General features: G+C 48.8%; 33 protein-coding genes and 1 tRNA gene. 11 read left to right on the plus strand and 23 right to left on the minus strand.

Annotation, left to right across the window (positions count from 1 at the left end):
• Window positions 1-9: 9 nt before the first annotated feature.
• The 3 genes from R70331_RS22230 to R70331_RS22240 form a co-directional block, all read right to left on the minus strand.
• Window positions 10-906, minus strand: coding sequence for a carbohydrate ABC transporter permease (locus R70331_RS22230; RefSeq protein WP_042179193.1), 897 nt, complete (start codon window positions 904-906; stop codon window positions 10-12).
• A gap of 13 nt (window positions 907-919) precedes the next feature.
• Entirely contained in the window at window positions 920-1,837 is a 918-nt protein-coding gene (locus R70331_RS22235; protein ID WP_197071357.1) for an ABC transporter permease, read from the minus strand.
• A 194-nt stretch (window positions 1,838-2,031) separates the two neighbouring features.
• Window positions 2,032-3,000, minus strand: coding sequence for a LacI family DNA-binding transcriptional regulator (locus tag R70331_RS22240; RefSeq protein WP_042179197.1), 969 nt, complete (start codon window positions 2,998-3,000; stop codon window positions 2,032-2,034).
• Window positions 3,001-3,184: 184 nt separating this feature from the next.
• Between R70331_RS22240 and R70331_RS31650 the strand changes: the two genes are divergently transcribed.
• The 3 genes from R70331_RS31650 to R70331_RS22250 all read left to right on the plus strand — a co-directional run bounded on the left by R70331_RS31650 (window position 3,185) and on the right by R70331_RS22250 (window position 5,302).
• Window positions 3,185-3,337, plus strand: a complete 153-nt coding sequence (locus tag R70331_RS31650; protein ID WP_156131171.1) for a hypothetical protein — start codon at window positions 3,185-3,187, stop codon at window positions 3,335-3,337.
• Between the two features lie 33 nt (window positions 3,338-3,370).
• On the plus strand, window positions 3,371-3,826 hold the full coding sequence (locus R70331_RS31655) for a hypothetical protein (protein ID WP_156131172.1): 456 nt from the start codon (window positions 3,371-3,373) through the stop codon (window positions 3,824-3,826).
• A 171-nt stretch (window positions 3,827-3,997) separates the two neighbouring features.
• On the plus strand, window positions 3,998-5,302 hold the full coding sequence (locus R70331_RS22250) for a class III lanthionine synthetase LanKC N-terminal domain-containing protein (RefSeq protein ID WP_442950592.1): 1,305 nt from the start codon (window positions 3,998-4,000) through the stop codon (window positions 5,300-5,302).
• 266 nt (window positions 5,303-5,568) lie between these two features.
• On the opposite strand, the gene R70331_RS22255 is transcribed toward R70331_RS22250, so the two are convergent.
• From R70331_RS22255 to R70331_RS22265, 3 genes are all read right to left on the minus strand, one after another.
• Window positions 5,569-5,654, minus strand: a tRNA-Leu gene (locus R70331_RS22255).
• A 459-nt stretch (window positions 5,655-6,113) separates the two neighbouring features.
• Window positions 6,114-6,647 (minus strand): WGxxGxxG family protein, encoded by a 534-nt coding sequence (locus tag R70331_RS32180; protein WP_052419169.1) that lies wholly within the window; start codon window positions 6,645-6,647, stop codon window positions 6,114-6,116.
• Window positions 6,648-6,724: 77 nt separating this feature from the next.
• Window positions 6,725-7,405 (minus strand): M15 family metallopeptidase, encoded by a 681-nt coding sequence (locus R70331_RS22265; RefSeq protein ID WP_042179204.1) that lies wholly within the window; start codon window positions 7,403-7,405, stop codon window positions 6,725-6,727.
• A gap of 365 nt (window positions 7,406-7,770) precedes the next feature.
• On the opposite strand from R70331_RS22265, the gene R70331_RS31925 reads away from it, so the two are divergent.
• Window positions 7,771-7,932: a hypothetical protein gene (locus tag R70331_RS31925; protein WP_197071358.1), complete on the plus strand. Its 162-nt coding sequence runs from the start codon at window positions 7,771-7,773 to the stop codon at window positions 7,930-7,932.
• A 39-nt stretch (window positions 7,933-7,971) separates the two neighbouring features.
• Here the strand turns inward: R70331_RS31925 and R70331_RS22270 are convergent, their stop codons facing one another.
• The 4 genes from R70331_RS22270 to R70331_RS22285 all read right to left on the minus strand — a co-directional run bounded on the left by R70331_RS22270 (window position 7,972) and on the right by R70331_RS22285 (window position 11,379).
• Complete coding sequence (locus R70331_RS22270; RefSeq protein ID WP_042179207.1) at window positions 7,972-8,301, minus strand: YolD-like family protein; 330 nt, start codon at window positions 8,299-8,301, stop codon at window positions 7,972-7,974.
• Window positions 8,302-8,528: 227 nt separating this feature from the next.
• Window positions 8,529-9,170, minus strand: a complete 642-nt coding sequence (locus R70331_RS22275; protein WP_042179210.1) for a hypothetical protein — start codon at window positions 9,168-9,170, stop codon at window positions 8,529-8,531.
• 160 nt (window positions 9,171-9,330) lie between these two features.
• Complete coding sequence (locus R70331_RS22280; RefSeq protein ID WP_042179212.1) at window positions 9,331-10,794, minus strand: glycosyl hydrolase; 1,464 nt, start codon at window positions 10,792-10,794, stop codon at window positions 9,331-9,333.
• 168 nt (window positions 10,795-10,962) lie between these two features.
• Entirely contained in the window at window positions 10,963-11,379 is a 417-nt protein-coding gene (locus tag R70331_RS22285) for a cytidine deaminase (protein WP_042179215.1), read from the minus strand.
• A gap of 119 nt (window positions 11,380-11,498) precedes the next feature.
• On the opposite strand from R70331_RS22285, the gene R70331_RS22290 reads away from it, so the two are divergent.
• A complete protein-coding gene (locus R70331_RS22290) occupies window positions 11,499-11,936 on the plus strand; it encodes a NucA/NucB deoxyribonuclease domain-containing protein (RefSeq protein WP_081947714.1) in 438 nt (145 codons plus the stop codon).
• A 63-nt stretch (window positions 11,937-11,999) separates the two neighbouring features.
• Here R70331_RS22290 and R70331_RS31660 read toward each other — a convergent pair whose 3' ends face one another.
• Entirely contained in the window at window positions 12,000-12,158 is a 159-nt protein-coding gene (locus R70331_RS31660; protein WP_156131174.1) for a hypothetical protein, read from the minus strand.
• Between the two features lie 219 nt (window positions 12,159-12,377).
• Between R70331_RS31660 and R70331_RS31225 the strand changes: the two genes are divergently transcribed.
• From R70331_RS31225 to R70331_RS31665, 3 genes are all read left to right on the plus strand, one after another.
• Window positions 12,378-12,554: a YjfB family protein gene (locus R70331_RS31225; RefSeq protein ID WP_081947715.1), complete on the plus strand. Its 177-nt coding sequence runs from the start codon at window positions 12,378-12,380 to the stop codon at window positions 12,552-12,554.
• A 120-nt stretch (window positions 12,555-12,674) separates the two neighbouring features.
• The gene (locus tag R70331_RS22295) at window positions 12,675-13,217 is read left to right on the plus strand and encodes an ImmA/IrrE family metallo-endopeptidase (RefSeq protein WP_042179221.1); all 543 of its coding nucleotides are present in this window, start codon (window positions 12,675-12,677) and stop codon (window positions 13,215-13,217) included.
• A gap of 46 nt (window positions 13,218-13,263) precedes the next feature.
• Window positions 13,264-13,422: a hypothetical protein gene (locus R70331_RS31665; RefSeq protein WP_156131175.1), complete on the plus strand. Its 159-nt coding sequence runs from the start codon at window positions 13,264-13,266 to the stop codon at window positions 13,420-13,422.
• 133 nt (window positions 13,423-13,555) lie between these two features.
• On the opposite strand, the gene R70331_RS22300 is transcribed toward R70331_RS31665, so the two are convergent.
• The 10 genes from R70331_RS22300 to R70331_RS22340 form a co-directional block, all read right to left on the minus strand.
• On the minus strand, window positions 13,556-14,365 hold the full coding sequence (locus tag R70331_RS22300) for a 2-phosphosulfolactate phosphatase (protein ID WP_042179223.1): 810 nt from the start codon (window positions 14,363-14,365) through the stop codon (window positions 13,556-13,558).
• A 185-nt stretch (window positions 14,366-14,550) separates the two neighbouring features.
• Complete coding sequence (locus R70331_RS32355; protein ID WP_139172006.1) at window positions 14,551-14,685, minus strand: hypothetical protein; 135 nt, start codon at window positions 14,683-14,685, stop codon at window positions 14,551-14,553.
• Between the two features lie 95 nt (window positions 14,686-14,780).
• Complete coding sequence (locus R70331_RS22305) at window positions 14,781-15,617, minus strand: YitT family protein (protein ID WP_042179225.1); 837 nt, start codon at window positions 15,615-15,617, stop codon at window positions 14,781-14,783.
• Window positions 15,618-15,766: 149 nt separating this feature from the next.
• The gene (locus tag R70331_RS22310; RefSeq protein ID WP_042179227.1) at window positions 15,767-16,174 is read right to left on the minus strand and encodes a hypothetical protein; all 408 of its coding nucleotides are present in this window, start codon (window positions 16,172-16,174) and stop codon (window positions 15,767-15,769) included.
• A 122-nt stretch (window positions 16,175-16,296) separates the two neighbouring features.
• Window positions 16,297-17,310 (minus strand): alpha/beta hydrolase family protein, encoded by a 1,014-nt coding sequence (locus tag R70331_RS22315; RefSeq protein ID WP_042179230.1) that lies wholly within the window; start codon window positions 17,308-17,310, stop codon window positions 16,297-16,299.
• Entirely contained in the window at window positions 17,307-17,969 is a 663-nt protein-coding gene (locus R70331_RS22320; protein ID WP_042179233.1) for a GNAT family N-acetyltransferase, read from the minus strand. The genes R70331_RS22315 and R70331_RS22320 overlap by 4 nt, the downstream gene beginning before the upstream one ends.
• A complete protein-coding gene (locus tag R70331_RS22325) occupies window positions 17,966-18,763 on the minus strand; it encodes a MerR family transcriptional regulator (protein WP_042179235.1) in 798 nt (265 codons plus the stop codon). Before R70331_RS22325 ends, R70331_RS22320 begins: the two co-directional genes overlap by 4 nt.
• 160 nt (window positions 18,764-18,923) lie before the next feature.
• The gene (locus R70331_RS22330; RefSeq protein WP_042179238.1) at window positions 18,924-19,130 is read right to left on the minus strand and encodes a hypothetical protein; all 207 of its coding nucleotides are present in this window, start codon (window positions 19,128-19,130) and stop codon (window positions 18,924-18,926) included.
• Between the two features lie 66 nt (window positions 19,131-19,196).
• Complete coding sequence (locus tag R70331_RS22335) at window positions 19,197-19,985, minus strand: class I SAM-dependent methyltransferase (protein ID WP_042179240.1); 789 nt, start codon at window positions 19,983-19,985, stop codon at window positions 19,197-19,199.
• A 186-nt stretch (window positions 19,986-20,171) separates the two neighbouring features.
• Complete coding sequence (locus tag R70331_RS22340) at window positions 20,172-20,717, minus strand: hypothetical protein (protein WP_042179241.1); 546 nt, start codon at window positions 20,715-20,717, stop codon at window positions 20,172-20,174.
• Between the two features lie 201 nt (window positions 20,718-20,918).
• Between R70331_RS22340 and R70331_RS22345 the strand changes: the two genes are divergently transcribed.
• Together R70331_RS22345 and R70331_RS22350 are read left to right on the plus strand one after the other, a co-directional pair.
• On the plus strand, window positions 20,919-21,413 hold the full coding sequence (locus tag R70331_RS22345; protein ID WP_042179243.1) for an RNA polymerase sigma factor: 495 nt from the start codon (window positions 20,919-20,921) through the stop codon (window positions 21,411-21,413).
• 44 nt (window positions 21,414-21,457) lie between these two features.
• A complete protein-coding gene (locus R70331_RS22350; protein WP_231576340.1) occupies window positions 21,458-22,366 on the plus strand; it encodes a hypothetical protein in 909 nt (302 codons plus the stop codon).
• 219 nt (window positions 22,367-22,585) lie between these two features.
• On the opposite strand, the gene R70331_RS22355 is transcribed toward R70331_RS22350, so the two are convergent.
• Entirely contained in the window at window positions 22,586-23,644 is a 1,059-nt protein-coding gene (locus tag R70331_RS22355; protein ID WP_042179245.1) for a leucine-rich repeat domain-containing protein, read from the minus strand.
• 374 nt (window positions 23,645-24,018) lie between these two features.
• Here R70331_RS22355 and R70331_RS30665 point away from each other — a divergent pair, with 374 nt between their 5' ends.
• Complete coding sequence (locus R70331_RS30665; protein ID WP_052419170.1) at window positions 24,019-24,597, plus strand: YdgH/BhsA/McbA family protein; 579 nt, start codon at window positions 24,019-24,021, stop codon at window positions 24,595-24,597.
• A gap of 10 nt (window positions 24,598-24,607) precedes the next feature.
• Here R70331_RS30665 and R70331_RS22370 read toward each other — a convergent pair whose 3' ends face one another.
• Window positions 24,608-24,802, minus strand: coding sequence for a hypothetical protein (locus R70331_RS22370; RefSeq protein WP_042179248.1), 195 nt, complete (start codon window positions 24,800-24,802; stop codon window positions 24,608-24,610).
• Window positions 24,803-25,030: the final 228 nt, after the last annotated feature.

A 25,030-nucleotide genomic window follows, 5' to 3' on the forward strand; every position in this document is an offset into this window, starting at 1 on the left:
ATATGAGAATCAGCCTTTAATCGAGCCGATCATTACGCCTTTGACAAAATACTTCTGCAGGAAAGGATACAAAATCAGCAGCGGCAGACTGGATACCATGATGACCCCGTATTTGATCAGTTCGGTCACGCGCATCTTGGCTGCATAGGATTCCACATCAATCATCATGCCGGAGTTAACCTGGTTCTGGACAAGAATATTGCGGAGCACCAATTGCAGCGGGTACTTGCTCTCATCATTCAGGTAGATCAAGGCGTCGAAGAAACCGTTCCAGAAGCCGACCACATGATACAGCACCATTACCGCCAGAATGGACTTGGACAAGGGAAGCACAATGCTCCAGAAGAATCTGGTGTTCGAACATCCGTCAATTGAGGCAGCCTCCCACATCTCATCCGGGATAGAAGACTGGAAAAAGGTTCTGACAATGATGACATTAAATACACCGCCTGCCCCGGGAATGACCAGAGCCCACATCGTGTTCAGCATGTGCAGATCTTTAATCAGCAGGTAGGTGGGAATCAGCCCGCCGCTGAAGAACATCGTAACCAGCAAAAACCACATAATTACCGACTTCCCGGCCAGATCCTTACGGGCCAGCGGATACGCTGCAAATACCGTCACGGCAACTCCAATTAAGGTCCCCAGCGTCGCGTATAGAATGGAATTTCCATATCCGATCCAGATGGAGGAGTCACTGAATATCCGCTCATAGCCGTCCAGCGTGAAGCCTTTCGGAAACAGCCAGACCTCACCGGAGTAGATATAATTGGGATCGCTAAATGAGGCAGCCAGCACAAAGTACAGCGGGTATAACACGAGCAGCATAATGAGGGTCAGCAAAATATAGTTAATGATGTCAAACCAGGCGTCCCCTCTGCTCTTTCGCTTCAATAATTGGTTCATGATTGCTTCCTCCTTACCACAGGCTGGTTTCTGTCATTTTTTTGGCGATCCGGTTTACGGTGAAAATCAGGATGATATTGATCAGGGAGTTGAACAGGCCGACTGCCGTGGAAAAGCTGTACTGGGCCTTCTGAATCCCCATTTCATATACATAGGTAGGAATAATATTGGAGGTGGCATAGTTGAGATCACTTTGCATCAGAAATGCTTTTTCAAAACCAATGCTCATCATATTGCCCAGTGCGAGAATCAGCAGAATAACAATCGTCGGCAAAATACTCGGAATATCCACGTACCACACACGCTTCCATTTGCTCGCCCCGTCCATGATAGCCGCTTCGTGCAGCTCGGGATTGACTCCCGCAAGTGCAGCAAGATAGATAATTGTGGCGAAGCCTGTCTCCTGCCAGATCCCTGAGAGGATATACAGCGGACGAAACCAGCCCTCATCGGCCATGAAGAGAATGGGCTGTCCGCCAAACGCGGTAATTAGGTGGTTAACAAGACCGCTGTTGGGCGATAAAAACACATTAAGCATCCCCACAAGCACAACGGTTGAAATAAAGTGCGGCGCATAAATCACGGTCTGGACAAATTTCTTATAGGACTTGCCCAGCATCTGATTGAGCATAATAGCGATAATGATGGGCGCCGGGAAGCCGAACAGCAGCGAAAGGAAACTGAGGGAAAGCGTATTTGTGATGATGGTCCAGAAATTATAAGCATTGAAAAAATCCTTAAAGTGCTGGAACCCTACCCATTCACTCCCCCAGATCCCCTGGCTCGGCGAGAAATCCTTAAACGCAATTTGCACCCCGTACATCGGATAGTATTTGAATACGAGATACAGAATAATGATCGGCAGTAAAAACAGGTACAGCTCATAGTCGCGCTTGAACCGGCTCCATCTTTTACGATTAGGTTTGATCATTAAATGATCTGCCGTACTGGTTCTTGAATTCACTCTTATACTCCCTTTCAATGTAAAATACAGTCGTTTTGAAACGTTTCCAACTTAGGATAAAAAATATATTCTCCAACTTGAAACGTTTCCAATTTAGAAAAGAAAAACGCCAGTCGGTGCATCCTTTCGGATAAGCTGATGTTTCTCTGCTCTGCACGAGATCATGTAGTCTCGCCTTGCCTGAATACAACGGGTATACGGTACACCTGCTTCTCCAGCGGAATGCCTTCGATCTTGTCATACAGCAGTCTGATCGTCGTGCGTGCCATTTCTTCCACCGGCTGCCTGATGGTAGACAGTATAGGGTGAAAATAGGGACTGTCCTGAATGCCGTCATAACCGATGACCTTCACATCCTCAGGAACCCGGATCCCCTGCTTGCTGGCCTGATCTATATAACTGGCGGCAAGCATATCAGTAATGGCAAAAATGCCGTCTGCATCGCCGTGTTTCTGCAGGAATTCGTTAATAAAGGCATGGTTGTCCACGATGGGGTCCGGCTTCTCGTAGATTACATAATCTACGCCCAACACCTGCGCTTCATGGATAAAACCCTCTCTCCGGTTCATGGTCTCACTGAACACAGAGGTGACACTCCCCATAAAAGCCGGCTTCCTGGCTCCCGCTTTCACAAGCTCTCTTAAGGCCAGACGGCCTCCCTCATAATTATCCGAAGTGACGCAGGTGATCTTCTTATTAAAATGCCGGTCAATGCTTACAATCGGAATGTCATTGCTCACATTATTCTCGATATCGTTGTAAGTTATGCCAACAATTCCAGCCACCTTGTTCTGCCGCAGCATATCGAGATAATACAGCTCCTTTTCCGGTTTGCCGCCGCTGTTGCACAGCATCAGCTTATAGCCTTCCCGGTCCAGCTCATCCTCAATGTAATACGCCAGCTCAGAAAAGAAGGGATTCCAGATACTTGGCAGCAATAAGGCGACCATCTTGGATTTCTGCATTTTAAAATTCCGGGCCACTTCATTCGGGAAATAATTCAGTTCCTGAATGGCTTCTTCTACCTTTTGGCGTGTCTTGGGTTTGACGGCGCCAGAGTTGTTAATGACTCTGGACACGGTACCTACAGCAACGCCGGCTAAGTTGGCTACATCTTTAATGCTTGTCATTTAACACCTCCGACCTCTTCTGAAAATTATAATAGCACCAAAGTGGAAACGTTTCAATAGTTAATTTGGAAACGTTTCATAAAAGAATACGGAAAGAACCAAGATATTATTTAGAGAGAAAAATTGAGAACATCTACTCCTATCATTGACAATAGTTTGCAGCACACCACAGGGGAAGTTTATTATGGCCAATACAACCATCATCATTATTGCCTATCAAAAAGACAGAACTGGCAAATCTACTACAACCTGCAATTGGTTTGCGCTTTATCCAATAAAAATAAAAAATAATGTTGAATTAACTTTCGAACATGTATTTTTTTGTAATTTAAGATGAATTATATAAACATTAAAAGGAGGAGACTTACATATGGAATTAAAAGAAATAATTAGCAAGTGCTTAACCGATAAAGAATTTGGCGAGAGTTTATTAAGACAATTGGAATTTCTTGAATCTTTAGCAACTAATGCTACTGAATTAGCGAACCTACAACCAAAGTCCCCTGGTGGGACTTATACAGTTCCTGCTCTTGCTGGTTTCGCCGGTAATTATGCAGTTCCTGCTCCTGCTGGTTTCGCCGGTGCTTATACTTATACAGTTCCTGTTCCTGCTGGTTTCGCCGGTAATTATGCAGTTCTTGCTCCTGCTGGTTTTGCAGGTGCTTATACAGTTCCTGCTCCTGCTGGTTTTGCAGGTGCTTATACAGTTCCTGCTCCTGCTGCTGCTGCTGGTTTCGCTGGTGCTTATACAGTTCCTGCTCCTGCTGCTGGTTTCGCTGGTGCTTATACAGGTTTAATTCCCACCTTGTCAACCCCTTGTCCTTGAGTAAAAAGTTTAATTTCGCCACCACTGCTCTAATAAGAGCTAGTGATAAGGGGAATCTATTCCCCTTATCTCATTCAAAATAAAATCATGGAGGATACTATGAAGAACAATTCGTTGCCAGTAAGGCTTCTACACCAATGGGAATATGATTGCATGAAATTCTTGCCTATTATGCATCCAAATTCTATTTGGAGGAGTAATCGTTATATGAACTCTGATGATCCAGAACAAGGATGGAAAGTTCATATCTCTTCGACTATAATTAACGCTTCGCAAGTACTTAAGTGTGTTGCTCCTTTCTTATCAAAGTTAGAAGTGCTCTATAAAGCTCCTATTTCATTATATGAATTAGGCAAAATTAATAGCGGACTTTATTATGGATTTAGTCAAATTGGAAAATTCATAACAGTTTATCCACGATCTAATGAAGAGGCTTTATATATTACTGAAATGTTACATAATATGACTACTAACTTAAATGCACCAATAATCCCTTTTGACTTAAGATTTAAAGAAAATAGTTGCGTTTATTATAGATATGGCGCCTTTAAATTAATTAATATGAACTACAGAGGGACAGTTACTCCAGCTGTTCGTGATCTATTTGGCAACCTAGTTCCTGATCTTCGATCATCAGGTTCTGCTGCTCCAAGTTGGCTTAACAATCCCTTTTCAAATATAAGTCATGCAAATACTACTCAATCATCGGGAGAAGATATGCCTCTTGGAAAAACCATTTTTGCTTATGAGGCTATCACTCAAAGAGGTAAAGGAGGGGTTTATTCTTCAATTGATCTCAGTGTTAAACCTACTAGACGTTGTATTCTAAAAGAAGGTAGAAGTAATGGTGAGACGAACTGGGATTCCTCAGATGGATATTCTAGATTAAAACATGAAGAAATGATCATAAAGTGTTTAAATGAAAATGGAATAGATGTACCAAAAATATTCTCATCTTTTATCTACCAGAATAATTATTATGTTGTAATGGAATACATCGAGGGTGAAAATTTAAACTCATTAATAAATAAAGGGATTTCTTTCAAGAACGCTTTAAACTATGGATTACAGCTAACATCAATAATCGATAAAATTCATAGCTGTGGATGGGTCTGGAGAGATTGTAAGCCAATGAATCTAATTATAGATTATAATGATTTATTAAGGCCTTTAGATTTTGAAGGCGCATGTAATATAGATAATCCTGATGAAACACCTTGGGGATCACCAGGTTTTGCACCCCCAGAATGGAGGGAATACCCTTTAAACAAATCAAGACTTCCAGAAGACCTATATGCACTTGGTGTAACCTTACACCAAATATTCAGCAAATGTTTACAACAAGAAGACATCTCAGTTCAATTAACCACACCAATCTTAGAAATGATTATTACGCTTCTTCATCTAGATCCAAACAAAAGACCCCAAGCAAAGCAAGTTTATGAGATCCTGGCAAAAGTATATAGAAATATTTAAAACATTGTTCTATATCACTCCATCACCAAGTCAATTTTAAAATAAAGCAAGTCCAGATTATCTCCATACTTCAAGTTAATCCCGGTAATCTCCATATCTTTATTCCCTTATAAATTAATCTTTCACTTTATTTCTATGCATTCAAAATTAGTTTACAATACACTTTCATTACCTTATATGCTCCCAAAAAATCCGACTTTCTGTTTGTCAAATTTTCATGCAAAAAAAGAGAGCTCATCCTTTAAGATGAGCTCTCTTTTTTGTAGTGCCGAGGACGGGGGTCGAACCCGTACGAAGGTCACCCTTCGCAGGATTTTAAGTCCTGTGCGTCTGCCTGTTCCGCCACCCCGGCATATAATGTGCGTTGTAACGCGACAAGAAATATCATATCACGTATCTATTGGATACGCAATCAAAATCACAAATATTTTTTAGTTACATAAGACAAGACTATATGCCAGTCCAAATAGGCTGAGCTTGTCCTAGAGCGTAACATTTTCCACTATACAGATTCAGTGATGTCGTAACTCTAAACGAACAGCACACTAAAGAGCAAAGTTACTTTTAATCCCCGCATCTGCACAATACGAGCTAATTCAAAGGCAGTTGGAATGGAGTCCCCATCGGGAGTTGGAAGCGAAAATCAAAGGCACCCAACAAACAAAAGTCAGGGGCATCACTACCCCTGACCCACCCTTATACCCGCCCGAAGGGCGGAACACCCCTAACATCCTTAACTCCGTAACACCCGTCGTCCAGCGACATGTCATTCACAAGCACCCCAACTGCCTCAACGGCAGCAGGTTACCTGCTAGTGGCGTTCCCGCTCTCCGCTGCGGCTGCGCATACCCGCCAGACCCAGCAGGCCGAGCAGACCGAGCCAGCCCCAGTTGGAGCCTCTGTCGTTGTCAGTGGCGCTGGTAGTTGTGCTGGTGGCGCGGTATCTGCCGGTTTCGGTGCTGGTGGACAGCGGGGAGACGGAGCTGTTGTCATTGCCCCGGACCGCGTTGTTCACCATGTTACCGCCTTTACGCATAGTGCCGGTGGCGTTGTTCATCATTTTATCACCGCTCTGCTCTACTCTGTTCATCAGCGTATCGCCATTGCGGTTCATCGTGTTGCCGGTCTGGTTCATCATCCGGTTACCCGTTCCATTCAGCATATGAGTGCCTGTGGTACCGTTGGTTTCACGGATACGTTCAGTCTGCATTCCGGTTCTGCCGGTGTCCGGGATGGACGCTCCCATTCCTCCACCGGTGCCAGCAGCGTTGGCTGCATAACCGGATCCCATAAGACTCATGGATAACAATGTACCGCAGGCAAGGCTCGTGACCAGCTTATTCAAGTGATGTGCCCCCTTTGAGGATAATTGTCTTTCGCTGATAATTTCCCCATGAGGCGCATCATCTATACAGGTGGTTCTTATTCCCTGACAAGCTTCACTGTCCTGCTCGCAGCATCATAAGTGACACTTGCACCAAGCGCTTCAGCAACCGCACGCACCGGCGCATAGGTTGTGCCGTTCTCCAGCATACCGCTGGTAATCTGGACACCATTCAGTGTGACCATGACCGCCTGGTGCGCTCCGGGAGCCGTACCGTTAATGACAGCCAGCGCATCCTTTACCTGCTGTACTGTCGGCTGCCGGCCTGCCCGCAGCTGCTCGGTGGTCAGCCCGAAGGTCATCTCCAGATGGGAATAATCCTTGAAGGAGGTCCAGTCCCCGCCCCAGGCAAAACCGAGCTTCTTGGCCTCCTGTGCCACCTGCTGCCAGTCAGCAATTTTATCTTTATTCCCGTCCCGGGAGATGTCCCAGGAGACATTTTTGCCGTCCGGCAGCAGCAGGGCAAAATCAATCGCCAGACCATAGTTGTGATAACTGGTGCCTCCCCTTGCGTTCGTTACGATATTTCCCGGCTTCGTGCGGCCTTGCGCATAGAGAGCATTTTGCTCGGCAATCGTCCGCATGCCCTGGGTGATGACGATCGGGATACCCTTGGCATAGCTGCGCTGGATCAGAGCACTGGCTCCGGCCAATATAACCGGATGAAGATTTCCCAGCCAGCCTGCCGACTTACTCTTCACCTGATCTAATGTCAGCATTTTCCTCACCCCCTGATACAGTAGATGCCTGCTCCATCTGCTTTGCTTGTACGGTTTGCCTAACAAGAGTATGCGTAACGCCCGTAAGCCTCATTAGAAGACAAAAGACCCCGGATACCAGGGCCCTCTCCACTCCTATACTAAACAGCTATGCCAGGCCAGCCATCCCCATACAACAATCAGCAGGATGATGATCCCGCGCACAATCAGTAAATCAATTGCCTCCGAAAAGCCCCGAGACAATCTGTTCTTCCCGCTCCTTGGCCCTAAGCTTCGCTGCATCTACATCAGAACCGGATGCTTTTCTGCAAAATAGGCCACATTAGATAACACGAACTGACTTGAGCGAAAGGTGGTATGTATCCATGGAAATTCACAGTGATCTTTATAAGGTAGCCGCACTAAGCGGCCAAGAGGACGCAGTCGAGATCATCCGGCAGGCCGAGGCAGACCTCGCCCGGATCACAGGCAAGGGCGCAGTCACACTGATTGCGTATGAGAAGACGGAAGAACCGGCAGCTAATTAACCTGCTGCGCTGATCCGGGCCGTATTGTTACGCTGCTGCTTATAGAATGTAGGCATCCTCAATGTCATCCACCTGAATCCATTTCCATTCCTCTGCCCACTGCAGCTTAATTTCACGCGAGTGGGTATGAATGGAGGTGACAAATCCGCTGATCTGTCTAACCTCAGCCGGACCGTGCAGCACCACAGTTACCCGCTTATGATTCCTTAGTGACACAGCCAGCGTCTGCTCAATCTCCTTCAGCTTATGCTGCGCAGCCTGTACGCCTATGCCCGGCATATCACGCTCATCCCTGCGGGGTTCCTGTACCTGATCCTTCAGCATTATCCGGCTGCCTTCCTGCGATCCTTCCTCCAGCTGTTTGCCCATAGCCGCTCCTCCTCAAGTTATAGTCGCACATCAACATCCCAATCACACGAACATATGTTTGTATTCGTATTATATTAGCAGACTCTCCCGTAAGCAAGAAGAAAAAAATAACAGCAGCCGGCTTCAGTCAACCGGACATCAATTGATGTGCAGACAGACCGCAAGCAAAAGGCGCGCACAGCCAGGCTGTACAGCGCCTCAAATAATAACCTTGAGCAAAGCTAATCTCAGTCTGCGGAATTGCCGGATTCGGTTCCGCTATTTACAGGAGTTTTGGCTGCATTCCCGCCAATCTCATCTGCTTCTGTACTGACCACAGTTCCGGGAACGCTCCCCAGCTCTGTCTCAGCCGCGCTGTCTTCTTCCAGCAGCCCTACAGCCACTCTTGCCTGATTTACCTTGGAAATACCGTACAGCATCGCCACATCTGCCTGCTGGTTCATAGCATTGAATTCGTCAGCAGTCACCTCAGGGGAAGCCGCACTCTGCGAAGCCTTCTCTTTAATGGAATAAGCGCTCTGGAAAGCAATCACTGCATCTCTCAGCAATGTCTCGACGTCTTCCGGCAGGCTCTTGGATATCTTCACATCATTAACCCGGCCGGCAATATCGGATGCGGTATCCTGGAACGAATCAAGGGCTTGCTCAAGCTCTTTATCTGTAGCCGCTCCCGTAGAATACGAAGTGAGGGTCGTATTGAAATTCTCAAGCGAGGATCTGCCCATTTCGTCAAACTTCGACATCTCGTTATAGAAGTTCAGTACGGTCTCCTGCACCTCCTCTTCTGAGGCTGGCGCAGAGCTGTTATTGCTGCAGGCGCTGAGGATCATTACCATCATTAGTACAATTGTGTATAAGGTTTTTTTCATCTGTTCAAATCCCTCCACTTAACAGAATAATGGCGGGTTTTGTAAAGCGCAAATGAAATTAATGTAAAAAAAGCTCGAAACACCCATATTTCAAATTTTAAGCGCCTTCATTGCAAAAAAGATCCCCAAAAATTTGGAGATCTCCTGCAAATATCGCCGGCTAAGCCAGCACGTATGCTCCGGGTGGTATAACCTCTCTAGGCCGGCTGTGGCTCTCCCACATCAGGATAGCCTTGGCATCCCCCTGGTTCTCATAATACTCTACCTTCAGCTCATGCAGCTTGCCTTGAATCAGCTGTATACTGCCCTTGCGCTCTGTACCGCTCTGCTTAACCCAGCTGTCGATTACCAGTACCCCGTCAACCCACACCCGTATGCCGTCGTCCGAATAAGTGTAGAAATTATAGGTCTCGCTGAATTCAGCCTTAAGCCTGCCGCTCCAGCGTACCGAGAATAGATCAGCATTAATTAACGGGTCAGGACTGCCCTGTCTCCACGTAAAGTCAATCATGGAATCTGTCCGGACCAGTGCCGGAGCTCCGCTCAGCGCCATATTGTTGAAATATTCACCCTTGATTCCCGGAGGATGCGCCTGCTCCCCTTCGGCGGCCAAGGCTTTATACTCATCCCTTGTAATAACAAAGCTGTCATTCATAAAAGCCTTAATCACCGGCTCCGTGTTCTGCTCATACAGCAGCTTCGCCCAGGTGAGCTGGTAGGACCATTTATTTTGTGATTTGGCCAGTACCGCTGCAGAAGGCAGCTTCGCGTTCTCACCGATGGCGATCAGCTTGCCGCGCCCCAGATCCCATAGCCCGTCATGATGGCTGTCCTTGAAATCACCGTCATAAATATCGAGCGCCAGCACATCGACCCTGCCGGCTCCGGGATAATACCTGGCCGGCTCCTGGCTCCACTGGTTCTGCGCATTCGGACTCCACACCCAGAGCAGGTTATGCAGCCCGTGGTACACGGTGTAGCGATCGAACATGAGGTTCCACAGCTCGGTGAAGCGGCTCTTCTGCCCCCACCAGAACCAGCCTCCGTTCATCTCATGATACGGTCTCCAGAGTACAGGGACACCTGCGTCATTCAGCTTTTTGAGAGAAATAGCCGTCTTGTCGAGATCCGCCAGCAGTGCTGCATACTGTGGTGTTCCTGGTGTAATGTATTTGGCAAAATCAGCCTCGCTGAGATTCATGGAGACGTTCGACCAGGCCGGAGCAGTCCCCGGCAGACTGGCGTGATAGCTCATTGTGACAATCCCGCCGGCTTTATGCCAGCGGATGGCGCTGTCCGTTACCCACTGCCGCTGATTGGCTATAAGCGACTCCGTCTGGCTGCCGATCGCCCCCAGCTCATAGCCGTGAAGCCCGGCATATTGGCCGCTTGTATTTTTAAGCTTGTTGCTGAATTCATCTGCACTTTCCAGATAGTCATGTATCCCGCTGATGATCCCTTTACCCTGAAGGGTATACAGCCTGTTAAGCAGATTAAGCGCCGGAAGCGCCAGCTTATCGTCCGCAGGAGTCCTCAGCAGGGCGCGGAAGCCGGTCTGCCAGGCAGCATCGTTAACCAGCCGCGATGCCCAATCGAGCATATCCCGGAGTATACGCTGTTCCATTTGTTCCACCATCCCTTTTTTGTACCATTGTATGGGGACAACTGGTACGGGGAAGCGGCGGATGGCGGGATACCAAATATATTATTTAAATTTTAAATAAAATCTTCTCAACATGGCCAGCTGTACTCTTGTGAGCTTATGTATAGCAATCTGAATTCATTATCCCGGTTATCTAACATAACGCATAGGCAGCAGATCCAGTATATCCGTTTTGGCCAGACCCTCATTCTCAGGGATAATGACCTTGCAATCCTTGGCATAATCAGCAATCAGCTCCCGGCACATCCCGCAGGGCGATACTACCCTAATCTCATTGTCCTCACTGTCCGGGTCCGGGTGTCTTACTGCAACAATGGTGTCAAATTCCTTGTAGCCTTCCGAAATGGCTTTTCCGATGACCATCGCCTCCGCACATACCGTCACCCTGGACAGGCTGGCTTCCAGATGAACCGCTGTAAAAATCTCCCCGGTCCTTGTGCGCAGTGCCGCACTTACATGATGCCGTTCCCACTCGTAGCGCTTTTTGATAATCTCCTGTGCAGCAGCAACCAGTGTCTCGTCTTCAATCGAAATTTCAGATTTCATCTGCTGTTCCTCCTGATCATTCCGGACTTTTTCTTTATCTAGTATACTAAAATCTGCTAATTATAAGCTATACTGATTAGGCCGAAGCATCAAGAATACAACATAATCAGGAGGAGCTTGTGAAAAAAAAGAAATTATTCCCCAGTCTTATCATCATCATCCTGCTTGCCCTGGCAGCCTACTTGTTCGAAGAGACCAGCCCGTCTGTCACCACAACGCCAGCCGGCAGCGGTGAGGTAGTACAGCTTGTCTTTCCTTCAGACCGCTATCCTGAAACGGCCGGACATATCCAGGAGGCAATCAGAAACGGCGAGTCCGCCATCTGCACGATCAGCCGGGAGGATGCGGAAGAGAACCGTAAGGAATCCCTCAAAGGGGTCCCGACCAAAAAAGGCTATGACCGTGATGAGTGGCCGATGGCGATGTGTGCCGAGGGCGGTGCCGGGGCCGACATTGAGTACATAACACCCGGTGATAACCGCGGCGCCGGCAGCTGGGTAGGCAACCAGCTCGAAGGCTACGCCGACGGAACACGGGTGGAGTTCATGTTCAAATAAGCAGAAGAGGCAGCAGCTCCGCCGGGGCTTATACCGGAGGAGCTGCTGTTTAATGAAGCAATGTTAGAATAGACAGGCTTTTGTAATAATAACCAGCAGAATGAACAGAACCAGAATCGCATTGGTCGATGTCATCCACGGGCTTACAACCGGCATAACCGGAGGACCCTGATTCACTCCTCCAACATTGTTTCCGCATCCGCAACCGTAATCTGCACCCATTTGTAATTCCTCCTCTGAATAATTGATACTCACAGCACAGAATATGTGGCAGCTATCCCGGCAGTTTGGGCCAATCGGCAAACATATGTGTTCCCCTGCAGATTAATAATACGGCTCCATGGTGTCGATATATTGTAGGAATGCAGATAAACCTGGAATGAAGCGGCAGATCATATCCGGATACATTATCAGCTATCGAAATCCCTCAGGAGGTGCATAGTGGACATAGCCGCATTATCTGTTGTGATGGGCCAGGCATCACTTAAGCAGGCTGTAGGCCTGCAGGTTATGAGCATTGCCAAGAATGCCGCTGAAATTCAGGCGCAGAATATCGCCCAGATGCTTCAGCAGAGCCCGCATCCGAATCTTGGAAAAACACTTGATATTCAGGTTTAATTGTTTTATTCTTAGATACATAAGAACACAAGTTCTGGTATGATGCCGGTTCTCCTCAGCCCTTCGGGCTTTTCTTTTACTCATAAATACGAACATACGATCTTATCTAGAGGTGATAATATGCAATCCTATTACCAGATGACTGCTCTTGAGAGCTGGACCGAGGATTTATATCAGCGTCTGCAGGTAAAACGCCCGTCCGATATTTCCATTGCTTACATAGCCGAACGCCTCAATATCTGGATTCATTATCTGGATGTGCGCAGCAAAAGCGTAGAGGCCTCAGCGGGCATGTATACCATGTTCCTGGACAACCGGCTGCCGCCCGAGCTGCAGCGCCTTGAATTTCTTCATGAGCTCTGCCATCTGCTCCGCCATGCCGACAGCCGTATTCTAATGCCCGGACATTTCACTCAGGCGCAGCAGGACGAATCCGAACGCTTTATTCTCTACGCTGCTATGCCCTACTCCATGATCTCCGCCAGACCCTTGCCTGAACTGCGGGAAGATGCCGTATATCATATCGCCTCTACGTTCCAGGTACCTGAGGAGCTGGCCGTGCAGCGAATCGATCAGATTCAGAGGCGGATCTTCCAGGGTCAGCTGATGGCTGTGATGGAGCGGAGCGAAGAGAGAAAATTCATCCAGAGACATATTCGTTAACTTCCGCGGGGACAATACCCTCATAAGTCCTTAGAGGGGGAGCGATATGGAAGCTATTCAAGTTATCCGCTTATTACTATCTCATCCGGAATACAGCGTAGATGCGGTGCATCCTGAAATTCCCGATTTCGTCGGCATCGCGGCCATTGAAGTGGACCACGAGACCGAAACCTTTTCGATTCTGCTGCAGGAGCCTGAGGTATGAATACTTTGTTGAACAAAAAATGACCCCGCCGGCGTCCGGCAGGGTCCAAATCTATGAATAAGGGGGGTATGTCATTACTATACCTGCCTTAGCTTAATGCATTATGAAATTCTGCTGAAGTCCGGCTGAAATTTTAATTTTTTTTTGGAGCCGCAGCTTGTCCGTTTAATTCTGCTGTTAAGCCAGGCAGTATATTAATGAACCGGTTATGCTGCATTACCGGAACAGCATAGCTGATATCCACCTGACAGCAATAGGTTACATCTGCTTCGAATCCGCGGCCGCGCAGCTCGCGGGCGCTGGTACACTCCCAGATCAGCTCCCGGATTCGCTGCCCCGAAGACCGCAGAGCACCGATGCAGACCTCCGCCTCCGCAGATTTACTACCTGTCAGCTTAGAGAGGATGAGTCCTGCGCCCAGGTAATCCTCAATGCCGGGACGAAGATTATTCTCGGAACCGATCACATCAGGCCATTTCTCACCGCAGGGAACTACCGTAATCGCCGCCCTCAGCTCAAGCCTAAGCCGGTTGGCCGTTTCGGCGACAGCTGATGCATTCAGCAGACAGCCGACCAGCAGCGCAGGCGCCTGTGCTGCAATCCATGTGCAGGCCGCACCGTTCATGGAGCACAGGACAAAGTCGCGTTCATAATCAGCAGAGCTGAAGGTCAGCGGAGACAACGAATGGCCCCCTGTTCTTACAGCTTCCGCCCGTCCGCGGATTATCTCTGCACCCAGCTCCTTAGCGTAGGCTTTTGCCTGTTCATTGGCCGGCGGCGGATACGGATAAATGTTAGCCTTGTGCTGGACTGCCGTTACAACAGTGGACGAGAAGCTCAGTACATCAACGATAATAATGATGTCTCCGCGCTCCGCTGCAGCCCTCGCCCCTCTTTGGCCCCAGTCCAGTTTAATGTCATAGGGCGCTTGGTCAAAAAACACAGGGTCGCCCTCCTCTCTTGTCCGGATTCATCTCAGACCTACAAAGAGGGAGTTACCCATAGAAGGCTGCCGCCGAACCGCTAATCCTAATAATTCTTTAATTTTGTGGTAAATCTCCTGTTTGTCCCGTCAATCTGCCACAAAAAAAGCCCTGCCGTCGGCAGGGCCACATTCTATCCGTACAACTATACCCAGAAAGCCTTAGTGATGATAACCAGCAGAATGAACAATACCAGAATTGCAGCAGTAGAAGTAAAAGGACTGCCGTATCCGCAGTTCGCTCCGCCAACTGGACCTACATTTTCACCATAACAACCCATTTCCAATTCCTCCTTCATGATTGAGTACACCATAGCATATGTGATTTGCCTGCTGCTGACTGGGTGAAACGGCAATGTCTTTTGGCCCGGATTTTTTATTTGGAAATATCAATAAAGCCTTCACCGAACACATCGCGCACATCATGGATCGTAACAAAGGCATTTTTGTCTTCAGCGCGCACAATTTTTTTGAGCATGGATACTTCCTGTTTGCTGATGGCAATATACAGTACATTTTTGTCCTCGCCGGTGTAGTAACCGTAACCCCGCAGCACCGTTACGCCGCGGTCCATTAGCTCAGTAACCTTGGCTGCAATACGCTCATGCTCTGCCGAAATGATGGTAACTGCTTTTTTGGGATTCACCCCTTCAATAATGAACTCCATCGCCTTCGTTCCGATAAAGAGGATGACGAAAGTGAACATCACCTTCTCGATTCCGATAACAAAAACAGACAGTCCGGCAACAATCAGATCAAAGAACAGCAGCGCGTAGCTGATATTCCAGTCCCAGTACTTATTGGCCAGCCGGGCCAGAATCGTCGTTCCTGCAGTTGTACCGCCAACCCGGATGATTAATCCGATCCCGCCGCCGGCGAGCAGACCGGCAAAGATAGCATTAATTACCGGCTCACTGGAATTAATACTCCAGCTCTCGGTCAGATACAGGAACAGCGAATTAAAAGCTACAGTAATGACGGTATAAATAATCGTTTTCTTATCCAGCAGCTTGTAGCCGATAATTAGCAGGATTCCATTGAGTGTGAAGCCCACAAGAGCAGGTGACCATTGCAGCAGATAAAAAAGAATGATCGATACTCCGGTCACCCCTCCCTCGCCAAAATCATTAGGGATAATAAATACGTTGACTGCGAGCGCAAACAAAAACGCCCCAACAAGCAGCATGAACAGCTCATACACTCTTTTTTTCATAACATACGCCTCCAGTTACATTACAAAGCCCACAAACAAAAAAGCGACTAAAGGAGTCATGCATCCTTTAATCGCTTTGGGTAAGCTCTTTTGATACCTCTGATCATAACAAGCATCTGCCGGAATGTAAATACACGGGCTGTGTATTATTAGCCTATGGATACACCCGAATACGTTACCGGCCCAGTCACACTAGCCGCATTCAGCAGAATGTTCAAACTGTTGTTAGCCACCCCTAAAGAGTACGCATGATAACCTGCCGGTACGCTTCTGTCCAGAAATGACATCGCTATAGGCTGAATTGCCAGCAGAGCAAGTCCGCTTGCTCCCACATTATAAATAGGCTGGCCGTCCCGGTACAGGGTGAATACGACACTCGGTATACCCAAAGTAGTCTGGAACCCGATGCTGGCGTTTAACAGAACCGATCCGCCGGTAACCGTTGACAGCCCGAACTCTGCCAGGATCAGATTGGCTCCCGGTGCAAGAATCGGAATCGATATCGTCTGGCTGCCTGTTGAGGCTGTACTGCTTCCTACATCAATAATTGTTGCCATAATAACCTCACACATCCTCTCATCTATTCTACTTTCAGGATATGCGGGGAATGACTGATCAGCTTGTACGGATGAACAGTGGTATTCTCCTATTTATAGCGGAAGAGAGACAAGCATCCCTTTTAACGGCCCACGGTATGCTTCAGGAATACTTCTATCTGCTCCATATAACCTTCGACTGTGATTCTCCGCGGTGCGAACAGGCTGATCGCCAGTGCCCTCAGGCTGGAATCTGCCGTTGCTGTCCTCAGCATCGAGTGCTCGGTGTCCGGAAATACCCTAACGGTGAGCAATGAGGCCGGGCTGATCTGCCTGCGGTAAATATCCTCTGTCTCTTTTACATCTACATTCAGATCCTCTTCCCCTAACAGCAGAAGCACCGGAGATTGGAAGCTTTGCAGGTCGTTCTCAGCATCTGCCCGAAAGTTCTGGCTGACAAAAGACCAGCGCGCTTCAGACATTCTATCCTCCGGTCCATCAAGCTGCACATAGTCTTCATACGGTGCCCCTTGCTGCAAAAGCTCATTGACCCGCTGCTCGTAAGCCGCCTGCCCGCTAATCTCCTCTTGAGTATAGCCGTCCTTCAACATTTGCTGTTCTGTATTAAAAGCTCCCTGCCTTAGCCAGTTGATCGCCGGTGAGACGAGAATGCTGAATGCCAGCGGTTCTGCGGCTGCCAGCTCTGGTATAACCCAGCCGGCCTGGCTGGCTCCCCAAACCCCAATCCTGCTGCTGTCTATGGAAGGCTGCTCTCTGGCCCAGGCCAGGACATGGCGGGCTTCCTCTACCCGGTCACCGATGCTCTGATTCAGCCAGTTTCCCTCTGAGCCCCCGATTCCTCTTTTGTCCAGAGAGAGTGAAGCATAACCCAATGAGGCCATCCGTTCCCATAACGGCTTATATCCGTCATCATGAGAGGCATTTATCGGCCCGTCACCGTGAATGAACAGCACCAGGCCAGATTTGCCGGAGGAATGCTTGGGCAGCACCAGCGTACCGGTCAATTGTCCCTGCGGAGTCGTAATTTCAACAGGCTGTTCCACCATATCGAATGTATTCTGACGCACAATATATAGAGCTGCGCCAAGCAGAATAAGACTAACGACAATTATTGCAGCTATAATTTTCTTTTTCATATGAGCCCCCTGCATATCATATACGTCCATTTCGTTTCCCGGAAAAGAAGGCTGCGCACCAGGCTGTGCTCCTCCGAGCACACACTGAATGCGAGCCGTTCATACAGGCGTCTGGCCTGCTCGTTGCTGCCGGAGACATGCAGCCCCAGATAATGCAGCAGCGGCTGATCCTGCATATATTGCTGTGCCCGGCGCAGCAGTATTCCGCCAGTCCCCTTTCCCTGATGCTCCGGATGAACAGCAAGATCAGCTATGTAGCATTCTCCCGGCGACGGCTCGTGGTTCAGGAAATAGAGTGCGGTCAGGAGACGCAGTGTACTCTTGGTTCCAAGCTGCTTCAGCTCCTTCCATTGGGGCAACTTGGTATAAGGAGCAGAATGCGTGGATTGGGCGGCTGCCGCCGCAGACGGGTCATGGCTTTTGTGCCATTTTAGAGAAAGTGTACCTATGACCTGATCTCCCTGAAGTGCCACCATTCGCTTCGTTAACGGCCCGTCCGGAAACAGCTTCATCAGCTGCTCAAAAAACACAGCCAGTGAACCCGCATCCAGCTTCGTCAGCGCATTAAATTTCCCCTGAAACCCGTGTGCCAGCATAAAGCTGACATCGCGGTTGTACTCGGGCTGCATGGGTTCAATCATAATCGGCAGGCTTGTCATGCTTCCGCTGTGCCTCCCTCAGAAACGGCAGGGTCTACGCACAGCAACAGCTCATAATGAAGCTTATCCCGGCCGAAGAGGGAGAGGTATGATTTTTCAACGACGATTAACGGGCATGTCTCTGCTTGAAATTCCCGCTCAGCGTGCCGGCAGAACTGCCTGATATGCAGCTCAAGCTCAGCCTCACCGGCAGCCTGCAGCGAATAAGACAGATACTTTCCGGCCGGAAGGATGCGATCGCTGTTCTCCAGTAGCTTCCCGGCAGTATACAGGGTAACCACACCCGTTCCGTCATAGATATAGTGGACATCGGCTTCAAACAGATCCTCCATCCGCCCTTTCTGTTCAGCCAGCATTCCCGCACTAAGCACTGCTTCGGCATCGAGCTCGAACCACTTTTGCAAAGCCAGCGCTTCACGCCGTTTTACACTATAGGCCTGATGCTCCTTTTGAAACTCCCGGTGCTCCTGCAGCACCTTGCCGATAAACTGCTGCAGCTGCTGTAGCCGTACGATTTCCCTGCTGATCTCCGTCTGCGAATGCGTAATCCGCTGTTCCACCTGTTCAGGGTTATCCTCCGTCATGCATTCTTTTATAGATTGAACTGGCATCCACAGCTTCCGCAGCAGCAGAATCTGTGACAGCCGGTAGATCTGGTCGATGCTGTATTTGCGGTATTGGTTGGTATCGGTAAAGGCAGGCAGCAGAACCCCTTTTTCCTCAAAATAACGGATCTGATGAACTGACACCTGCATGAGCCCGGCCAGCTCGCTGATTGTAATATCTGCCTTCAACAGTCATCCCTCACTTCCATTCATTTAATCCTATGATAAACCTTAGGTCTGACCTAAGGTCAAGTCCATGTAATCGGAAAACGCCAAACTCCGCTTCTGTCCGCAATTATTTCATACAAAAGACCATCCCTATAAGGATGGCCCGCCCTGGTGTTTGTGTTTATTTTGCCAATACATCCTTCAGCATAACCAGCCGCTTAATGCCCTCCGTCCCGGCCCAGCCGCCCGCACTTGCCAATATCACATTATGAAACAGCTTCATCGCAATCGAGTAGGTCATCGTTCCAAGTACGATCTCTATTGCTATAAACCGCAGGATATCCCCCTTGGTAATAACATAGACTCTGAACTCCCGGTTACGCAGCACTGGCTCACCACCCTAATTGTGTTTTATGTAGCCATATGCTGGCGTCTGGTTGTCTAATGCCTCGAATCAGGGCTTTAGCGGGGAGAGCTGTGCTTCTACTTTGTCGGCAACCAGAGTATAGAACTCGGGAAAGCTCGGGTCTACGGCACTGGGAATCTCTTCAAATGTCCGGATATACAGCCTGTTAGCAGCCACAGCAGCCAGTATGCCCTCCACCGTCCAGGCCTTGGTCAGCACTTTATTCAGCTCCGGACGCTCTGCTTCCGGCAGCAGCCTGGCAAAGGCAACCTCCCCTTCCATGATTGTGTTGTCAAAATAATCGCCTGTCGGCTGCCGGAGCGTCTCTGTCGTCTTCCATGTCCTGGCAAACGGATGAAAATCCGTCAGCAGCAGCCGGCCGCCTGCACCCAACCGCCGGTGTACGAGTGAGAATAAAGGCAACAGATCGGTAAAATAATGCAACACCCCAAACTCCATCAGCACATAATCGAATTGTCCCAGCGAATCCTCATCCGGAATGTGCAGCACATCCGAGCAAATATAGCTCAGCTCCACACCGGCCGCTGCCGCTACCTCATTAGCATACCTGCGATTCTCCGCCGAAATATCCACTACCGTCACCTCTGCACCAAGCAGCGCTAAAGGAATTGCTTTGCGGCCGTGGGAGCCGAGCAGGTTAAGCACTTTTTTGCCGGATGGATCTCCTATGTACTTTAACCAGTAACGCAGCGGGTGCCGGGGGTCCTGCTTCAATACCTCGGCAAGTGCCTCCGGTGCCCCGTGATGCTGCACCCAAGCCTGATAAGCCTTCGTTTCCCATGCTGCTTTGTTGGCACGTGACAGCTGCTCCTGCATGCATCCAGCCCCCTTAATCATTATGTAATTAATTCCAGGGTTATCAGTTTACTACAAAAGAAGAAGGATGAATAGCAGCAGATGGCCGAAAGATTATCACTGAGGTTAGTGCTCTTGTGAGCATTGCCGCAGTTCGCAAAAAACCAGCCTGCATCAGGCTGGTTCTATATTTCCACACTCCGAATCTCAGAGCTCCGACCAGGTAATATTAAGCTCAACTACACCGGGTTCAGCCGTCAGCTCGCCTCCGATTACGGACCAGATTTGCGTATTGTCCGGTGAGTTGCCCTGGATAATCAGATTCTTCTCATCTATTGTCTGTACAGCATTACTTCCCAGCCTGTCAGCGAAATAATCCTTGTACCGCTTAGTCACAGACTCCATCCCTTCATTAGTCCTGAAAATGAGCAGCGCCGCTTTCTTCCCCTCATTGTCTTCCGAGTGTGACACGCTGATTACCGCATCCTCCGGGAGCGGGAAGTCCTCAGGCAAATTATCCGGCACTCCTTCTGAGGCAGCTCCCGAAGCCGGCTGGGCAGAAGCCTGTTCAGTAGCCGCCGGCGCGGCCGATGCAGACGGCTGAACCGTTGCTGCCGCAGCCTCTGCCGTAGCTAATGCAGACGGCTGTACCGGCTCTCCAGCTGTATTGTTAGTATCATTGCTGCTGCAGGCACTCAGGGTAATGGCAGCCAGTACCAGACCTGCTCCCGTTATCTTTTTTCGGTTAAACATATTCTCGCCCCTTCATTATTTGATTTAATACATTCCTTTTCCAGATTAAGGTATGCAGAACTTACCGGATTTTACCCCGTATCCACTCGGCTTAATCAGAATGAAGTGACATTGCCGCGTGATATTTAAAATTTCCGGAAACAAAATGTGACCAAATGCCGTTCTTAATGGTGTTATAGGTATAAAGGAGGTCATTGCATCATGCAGCGATCCATGACCCGGCCGGGAAATCATGTGATAAAGAGTTACGAAGCCTATTCAGAGATGTTGTTCCGGATAGCGATGGTCCATCTGGGCCGCCGCCAGGATGCTGAAGAGGCCGTTCAGGATACGTTCATCAAGCTCATGGAAAAAGCGCCTGAATTCAGCGACTCCGAGCATCAAAAAGCATGGCTGATCCGTGTGCTTACCAACACCTGCAAAACGATGCTGGGCAGAGGCTGGCGCAAACGTGAGGTTAAGCTGGACGGCGCTGAAGCGCTGGCAGCAGACACTCCTATGGATCTGGCGCTGCTGCAGCTTGTAATGGCACTGCCTGCGAAGGTCAAAACAGTGATCCATCTCTACTACTACGAGGATTATTCGGTACAGGAAATCAGCAGAATTCTGCAGATCAGCGACTCTGCTGTGAAAATGCGGCTTCAGCGGGGACGGCAGCAGTTAAAACTGGAGCTGGAAGGAGCGGAATCAGAGTGAACGAAGATCAGTTTCGCCAACAATATAAGAAAGCGGTGGATACTATGAAACCAAGTGAAAATACGAAAAACGGATTGATCAGTAAAATGGAACAGCAGCAGCAGGAACGGAAACGTCCGCGCAAAACGATGTACATCGCGGCAAGCCTCGTAATCGCCGCCGGCATTGGTATCGCCGGACCGAATATCTGGCAGCAGATCAATGGCCCGGCGGCACCTGCGCAGGTTGCCCAGGTAGACCCGGGAACGGGCATTACCATTCCTAAGGTAGAGCTCCCGGATCCGAACGCCCAGGTTCAGGCAAGCATGATCCCTCTGGTTGTATATGAAGGGAATGTGTATACACAAACCCTAACGCGGATGGAAGCTGCCGATCTCGCTGCCCTGCGCGGCGATAAGCTCGGAACAACTACAGGCGGTATTGACGAATGGACCGGCAAGGATGGCTACACTGAACTGTCCTCCAACATCGGCGTGGCTGATATCTATACTGTAAAAGGCTACGGTTCCGGTTTCCTGATCATGTCCTACATGGAAATCGACGGCCAGGTATTCGCAGATCTATATGAGCATACCAACGGCATTACCGTTAACAGCGGCGCCGACCTGCTCGGTGAGCTGAATCTCGAGGGCCGGATTGCCTCCGCCCGGTGGGAAAGCTTCGACAGCTGGAACAACGGCCAGCAGCAGTATGCACCGCTTGCAGGCGGTGAGGCCCTTGACGGCTTCCTGAGTGCACTTGAGGCTGCCAAACCATTAGCCGCTGAGCCGCTGATAGAGCAAGGCATCTACGAGAGTGAAGACCGCAAGATTGTCTATCTGGAGCTGGAAGACAAGGTACAGGTTCAGCTGGTACTCTTCGGCCAGGGGCTTGTACGCTACGGCAATGCACCGGTATTCTTTGAATTGGAGTCTGGCGCGTTCCAGGCGCTATGGGACAGCATGACACCATAAGGATGGCGAGAGCCCGCGGCAACGGGCGAAGCCGGATAATATAAAGCAGCCCTGCCTTATTGGCGGGCTGCTTTGCTGTGTTACGGTTTTTCATGATGCTTCTTTCTGCTTTTCTGTCTTTTTCTTTCTGCGGTTTTCCCAAAACGTATCTGCGATACATTCAAATATAAACTCTAATATTGAAAAAATCCCCCTCACCCTCTCTCACTCGGCTCAAACTCACCATAAAGAATCCTGAGACAGATTAATATACTTCAGCTGCTGCATCTCCTGCAAAAAGTCCGGCTTCTCAGGAACCATGCACATCCCGAGATCCAGAACCTGCAGCTTCTTCAGCTTCGTCAGTTCGGCCGGCAGCCCGCGGATCGCGTTGTACTGTATGGTGAGCCGCTCCAGCTGCTCCAGCTCTCCGATCTCCGGCGGTATACGGTTTAGGCTAATCTGTTCTTTAGGATTGGCTTGGTATCCGGGCACCGGACGGTCTGAGCTGGCACATTGGATGGTTAACTCCTTCAGGTTTTTCAGCCTGCCAATGGACGCCGGAATTTCTTGCAGATCAGCCGTCATGATTATTAAGCGCTCCAGTTTTTCCAGTTCAAACAGCCCGTCCGGCAGACGATACAGATCCTGCTCAAAAATCTCCAGCTCCCGCAGCCCGCCAAGCTCCCTTATCCGCTCAGGCAGCTCCGTCAGCCGGTGTCCGCTGATGTACAGCTTGTCTGTTCTATGCCTGATGGCATCCTCCAGCAGACAGTCCAGCTCACTGTGCGCCGCAAGCTCCATGAAGAGCCCCGTAATGCGCCCCATCAGCCCCGCTGCCTCCTCCTCCGTCACTTCCATGCCATAGATGCGTTCGTGCACGACTGAGTAGAGATAATCCCCGCCTTCTTTTTTGAGAAAACACAAATCCTCCGGCAGCCTGGGATACATCCAGTCCGCCAAACGGTTGGCTGCTTGCTTCAGCACGTTTCCGCTCTCTTCACAGCAACGGTAAAAATAGTACGTGCCCGAGCCGTAAAAGGCGTGACTATCGTATGTATTTTTGAGCTTCGCAAGTTCCTTCATGATTTCTTTCGTATCCTTGTCCTGAATGACAATGGTCTTCACGAGGTAAGGCTTCAAGTTATTTAAGACTGGTGCGTATCGCTCTCTTGCTGATGTATCCACCCCGGGTTCAGTCGAAAACTTCTCCCCCAGCACAAACCATTCAGCATTCTGTATCCCTAAGTCGATGACCTGCCTGTACGCTTCCCCGCGGGGGTCTGTATGCATTTTCATCCTGTTGGAGTCCCTCTCTATATTTCATTCGAATCAAATAGTTCTCCAGCTTCACGCCTTCATGAAACTTAATTACTAAACTCAGCGTATACAATTAGAAATACGTACTGTGGGGTGGATAAGATGAACCAAGCACAGCCAGCCTGTAAAGCATGCGGAAGAACGGAATTCGTCAAAGGTAAGCTAAATAATGGGTATGCCAGGGTGATGCCAATCAATAAGGCCTTTTCCTTAGGCTCGGGAGTGATCTACACGTTCTGTAAAAGATGCGGCGAAATTGCCTCGATGAAAATTGAGAATCCTGAGAAGTTTTGAGCCCCCGGCGGGCTTTTTTTAGTACATAGTTACGTTACAGTATCAGAGGAGGTTCCGGAATGAAGCTTAAGTATTTTATAGTCGTAGCTCTATCTTTATTGTTAGCAGGCTGCAGTATTCATATTGAAGGAAGCAATCTTGAGTCTCCTCCCCCTCCAACCATGCCACTGGAGATTGCAGTGGTGGGTGACAATCCGTTTGATACCATCCGAAATGTTACTTTTATTACAGATAACCTGGAAAACATAGCTTCAGCCGGTCCTGGGGCATTTGACGGATTACTTATCATGCATGAGCATTTTGAGAAGGCCGCAGGCGCAGAATATAAAAGCTTTTTTAAGACTACTGAGTACCCTGTATTTTTTGTGGGTGCCGAAAATCTGCTGACCGCAGTTTTTCATGATGAGCGGCTTACACTTGAGGATGGAGCAATCGACGGTTTCGGCGCTTATGTGTCCGGTTTTGTAGTTACTGAAACTAAAATTCAGCAGTGGGGCTTCCATATACCTGATAATGCTACAGCACGTGAAAAAAATGGTGATTTGATTACAAGGATCGCTAAGGTATTGGAGGACTATGCCCGGGTAAAAGAGCACCCCGGTAATGAAAAAGTAATGATACAAGATTTTAATTTCTAATTTATTTCTTTTAGTATGCTCTGCCCGCCTCCGCTGCAATTAACCAAGCAGGAATAAAAATCATCAGGTAGAGTGCTACTGAAGCGAAAATAATGTTACGGATGGACAGGTTCTTGCCCTCATGGATCTTTTTGAACAAGGCAAAACAGTTATAAAGGAACAGCACACAGGACAGCGGAAGAATAAAAAACAGCCCCATAAGCAAACCCTCACCTCCTCTAATCAAAATCAAATCCATTACAAGACCGAATACTAGCCAAGAAACAAAGCGTCTCCTTATTTACAAAATATTACTATACATGAAGGGTTAATACCACAAACAACCCCAAACAAAGCAACCCCCCCCCTTGCCTAGCAAGGGGGTTAGTGAGGTTATATTGTTATATTGAACTTAATTAATAGAGGTTGTCTGTGTATGGACTTGTTTGCAAAT

The organism is Paenibacillus sp. FSL R7-0331, from assembly GCF_000758645.1.
In the GTDB taxonomy this organism is placed as follows: Bacteria; Bacillota; Bacilli; order Paenibacillales; family Paenibacillaceae; genus Paenibacillus_AQ; species Paenibacillus_AQ camerounensis.

What these genes read in the sequence shown, in the direction of transcription:
- R70331_RS22230 (WP_042179193.1), bottom strand. Translation starts at nt 906, where the DNA reads ATGAACCAATTATTGAAGCGAAAGAGCAGAGGGGACGCCTGGTTTGAC.
- R70331_RS22235 (WP_197071357.1), bottom strand. Translation starts at nt 1,837, where the DNA reads ATGATCAAACCTAATCGTAAAAGATGGAGCCGGTTCAAGCGCGACTAT.
- R70331_RS22240 (WP_042179197.1), bottom strand. Translation starts at nt 3,000, where the DNA reads ATGACAAGCATTAAAGATGTAGCCAACTTAGCCGGCGTTGCTGTAGGT.
- R70331_RS31650 (WP_156131171.1), top strand. Translation starts at nt 3,185, where the DNA reads ATGGCCAATACAACCATCATCATTATTGCCTATCAAAAAGACAGAACT.
- R70331_RS31655 (WP_156131172.1), top strand. Translation starts at nt 3,371, where the DNA reads ATGGAATTAAAAGAAATAATTAGCAAGTGCTTAACCGATAAAGAATTT.
- R70331_RS22250 (WP_442950592.1), top strand. Translation starts at nt 3,998, where the DNA reads ATGCATCCAAATTCTATTTGGAGGAGTAATCGTTATATGAACTCTGAT.
- R70331_RS22265 (WP_042179204.1), bottom strand. Translation starts at nt 7,405, where the DNA reads ATGCTGACATTAGATCAGGTGAAGAGTAAGTCGGCAGGCTGGCTGGGA.
- R70331_RS31925 (WP_197071358.1), top strand. Translation starts at nt 7,771, where the DNA reads ATGGAAATTCACAGTGATCTTTATAAGGTAGCCGCACTAAGCGGCCAA.
- R70331_RS22270 (WP_042179207.1), bottom strand. Translation starts at nt 8,301, where the DNA reads ATGGGCAAACAGCTGGAGGAAGGATCGCAGGAAGGCAGCCGGATAATG.
- R70331_RS22275 (WP_042179210.1), bottom strand. Translation starts at nt 9,170, where the DNA reads ATGAAAAAAACCTTATACACAATTGTACTAATGATGGTAATGATCCTC.
- R70331_RS22280 (WP_042179212.1), bottom strand. Translation starts at nt 10,794, where the DNA reads ATGGAACAGCGTATACTCCGGGATATGCTCGATTGGGCATCGCGGCTG.
- R70331_RS22285 (WP_042179215.1), bottom strand. Translation starts at nt 11,379, where the DNA reads ATGAAATCTGAAATTTCGATTGAAGACGAGACACTGGTTGCTGCTGCA.
- R70331_RS31660 (WP_156131174.1), bottom strand. Translation starts at nt 12,158, where the DNA reads ATGGGTGCAGATTACGGTTGCGGATGCGGAAACAATGTTGGAGGAGTG.
- R70331_RS22295 (WP_042179221.1), top strand. Translation starts at nt 12,675, where the DNA reads ATGCAATCCTATTACCAGATGACTGCTCTTGAGAGCTGGACCGAGGAT.
- R70331_RS31665 (WP_156131175.1), top strand. Translation starts at nt 13,264, where the DNA reads ATGGAAGCTATTCAAGTTATCCGCTTATTACTATCTCATCCGGAATAC.
- R70331_RS32355 (WP_139172006.1), bottom strand. Translation starts at nt 14,685, where the DNA reads ATGGGTTGTTATGGTGAAAATGTAGGTCCAGTTGGCGGAGCGAACTGC.
- R70331_RS22305 (WP_042179225.1), bottom strand. Translation starts at nt 15,617, where the DNA reads ATGAAAAAAAGAGTGTATGAGCTGTTCATGCTGCTTGTTGGGGCGTTT.
- R70331_RS22310 (WP_042179227.1), bottom strand. Translation starts at nt 16,174, where the DNA reads ATGGCAACAATTATTGATGTAGGAAGCAGTACAGCCTCAACAGGCAGC.
- R70331_RS22315 (WP_042179230.1), bottom strand. Translation starts at nt 17,310, where the DNA reads ATGAAAAAGAAAATTATAGCTGCAATAATTGTCGTTAGTCTTATTCTG.
- R70331_RS22320 (WP_042179233.1), bottom strand. Translation starts at nt 17,969, where the DNA reads ATGACAAGCCTGCCGATTATGATTGAACCCATGCAGCCCGAGTACAAC.
- R70331_RS22335 (WP_042179240.1), bottom strand. Translation starts at nt 19,985, where the DNA reads ATGCAGGAGCAGCTGTCACGTGCCAACAAAGCAGCATGGGAAACGAAG.
- R70331_RS22340 (WP_042179241.1), bottom strand. Translation starts at nt 20,717, where the DNA reads ATGTTTAACCGAAAAAAGATAACGGGAGCAGGTCTGGTACTGGCTGCC.
- R70331_RS22345 (WP_042179243.1), top strand. Translation starts at nt 20,919, where the DNA reads ATGCAGCGATCCATGACCCGGCCGGGAAATCATGTGATAAAGAGTTAC.
- R70331_RS22350 (WP_231576340.1), top strand. Translation starts at nt 21,458, where the DNA reads ATGAAACCAAGTGAAAATACGAAAAACGGATTGATCAGTAAAATGGAA.
- R70331_RS22355 (WP_042179245.1), bottom strand. Translation starts at nt 23,644, where the DNA reads ATGAAAATGCATACAGACCCCCGCGGGGAAGCGTACAGGCAGGTCATC.
- R70331_RS30665 (WP_052419170.1), top strand. Translation starts at nt 24,019, where the DNA reads ATGAAGCTTAAGTATTTTATAGTCGTAGCTCTATCTTTATTGTTAGCA.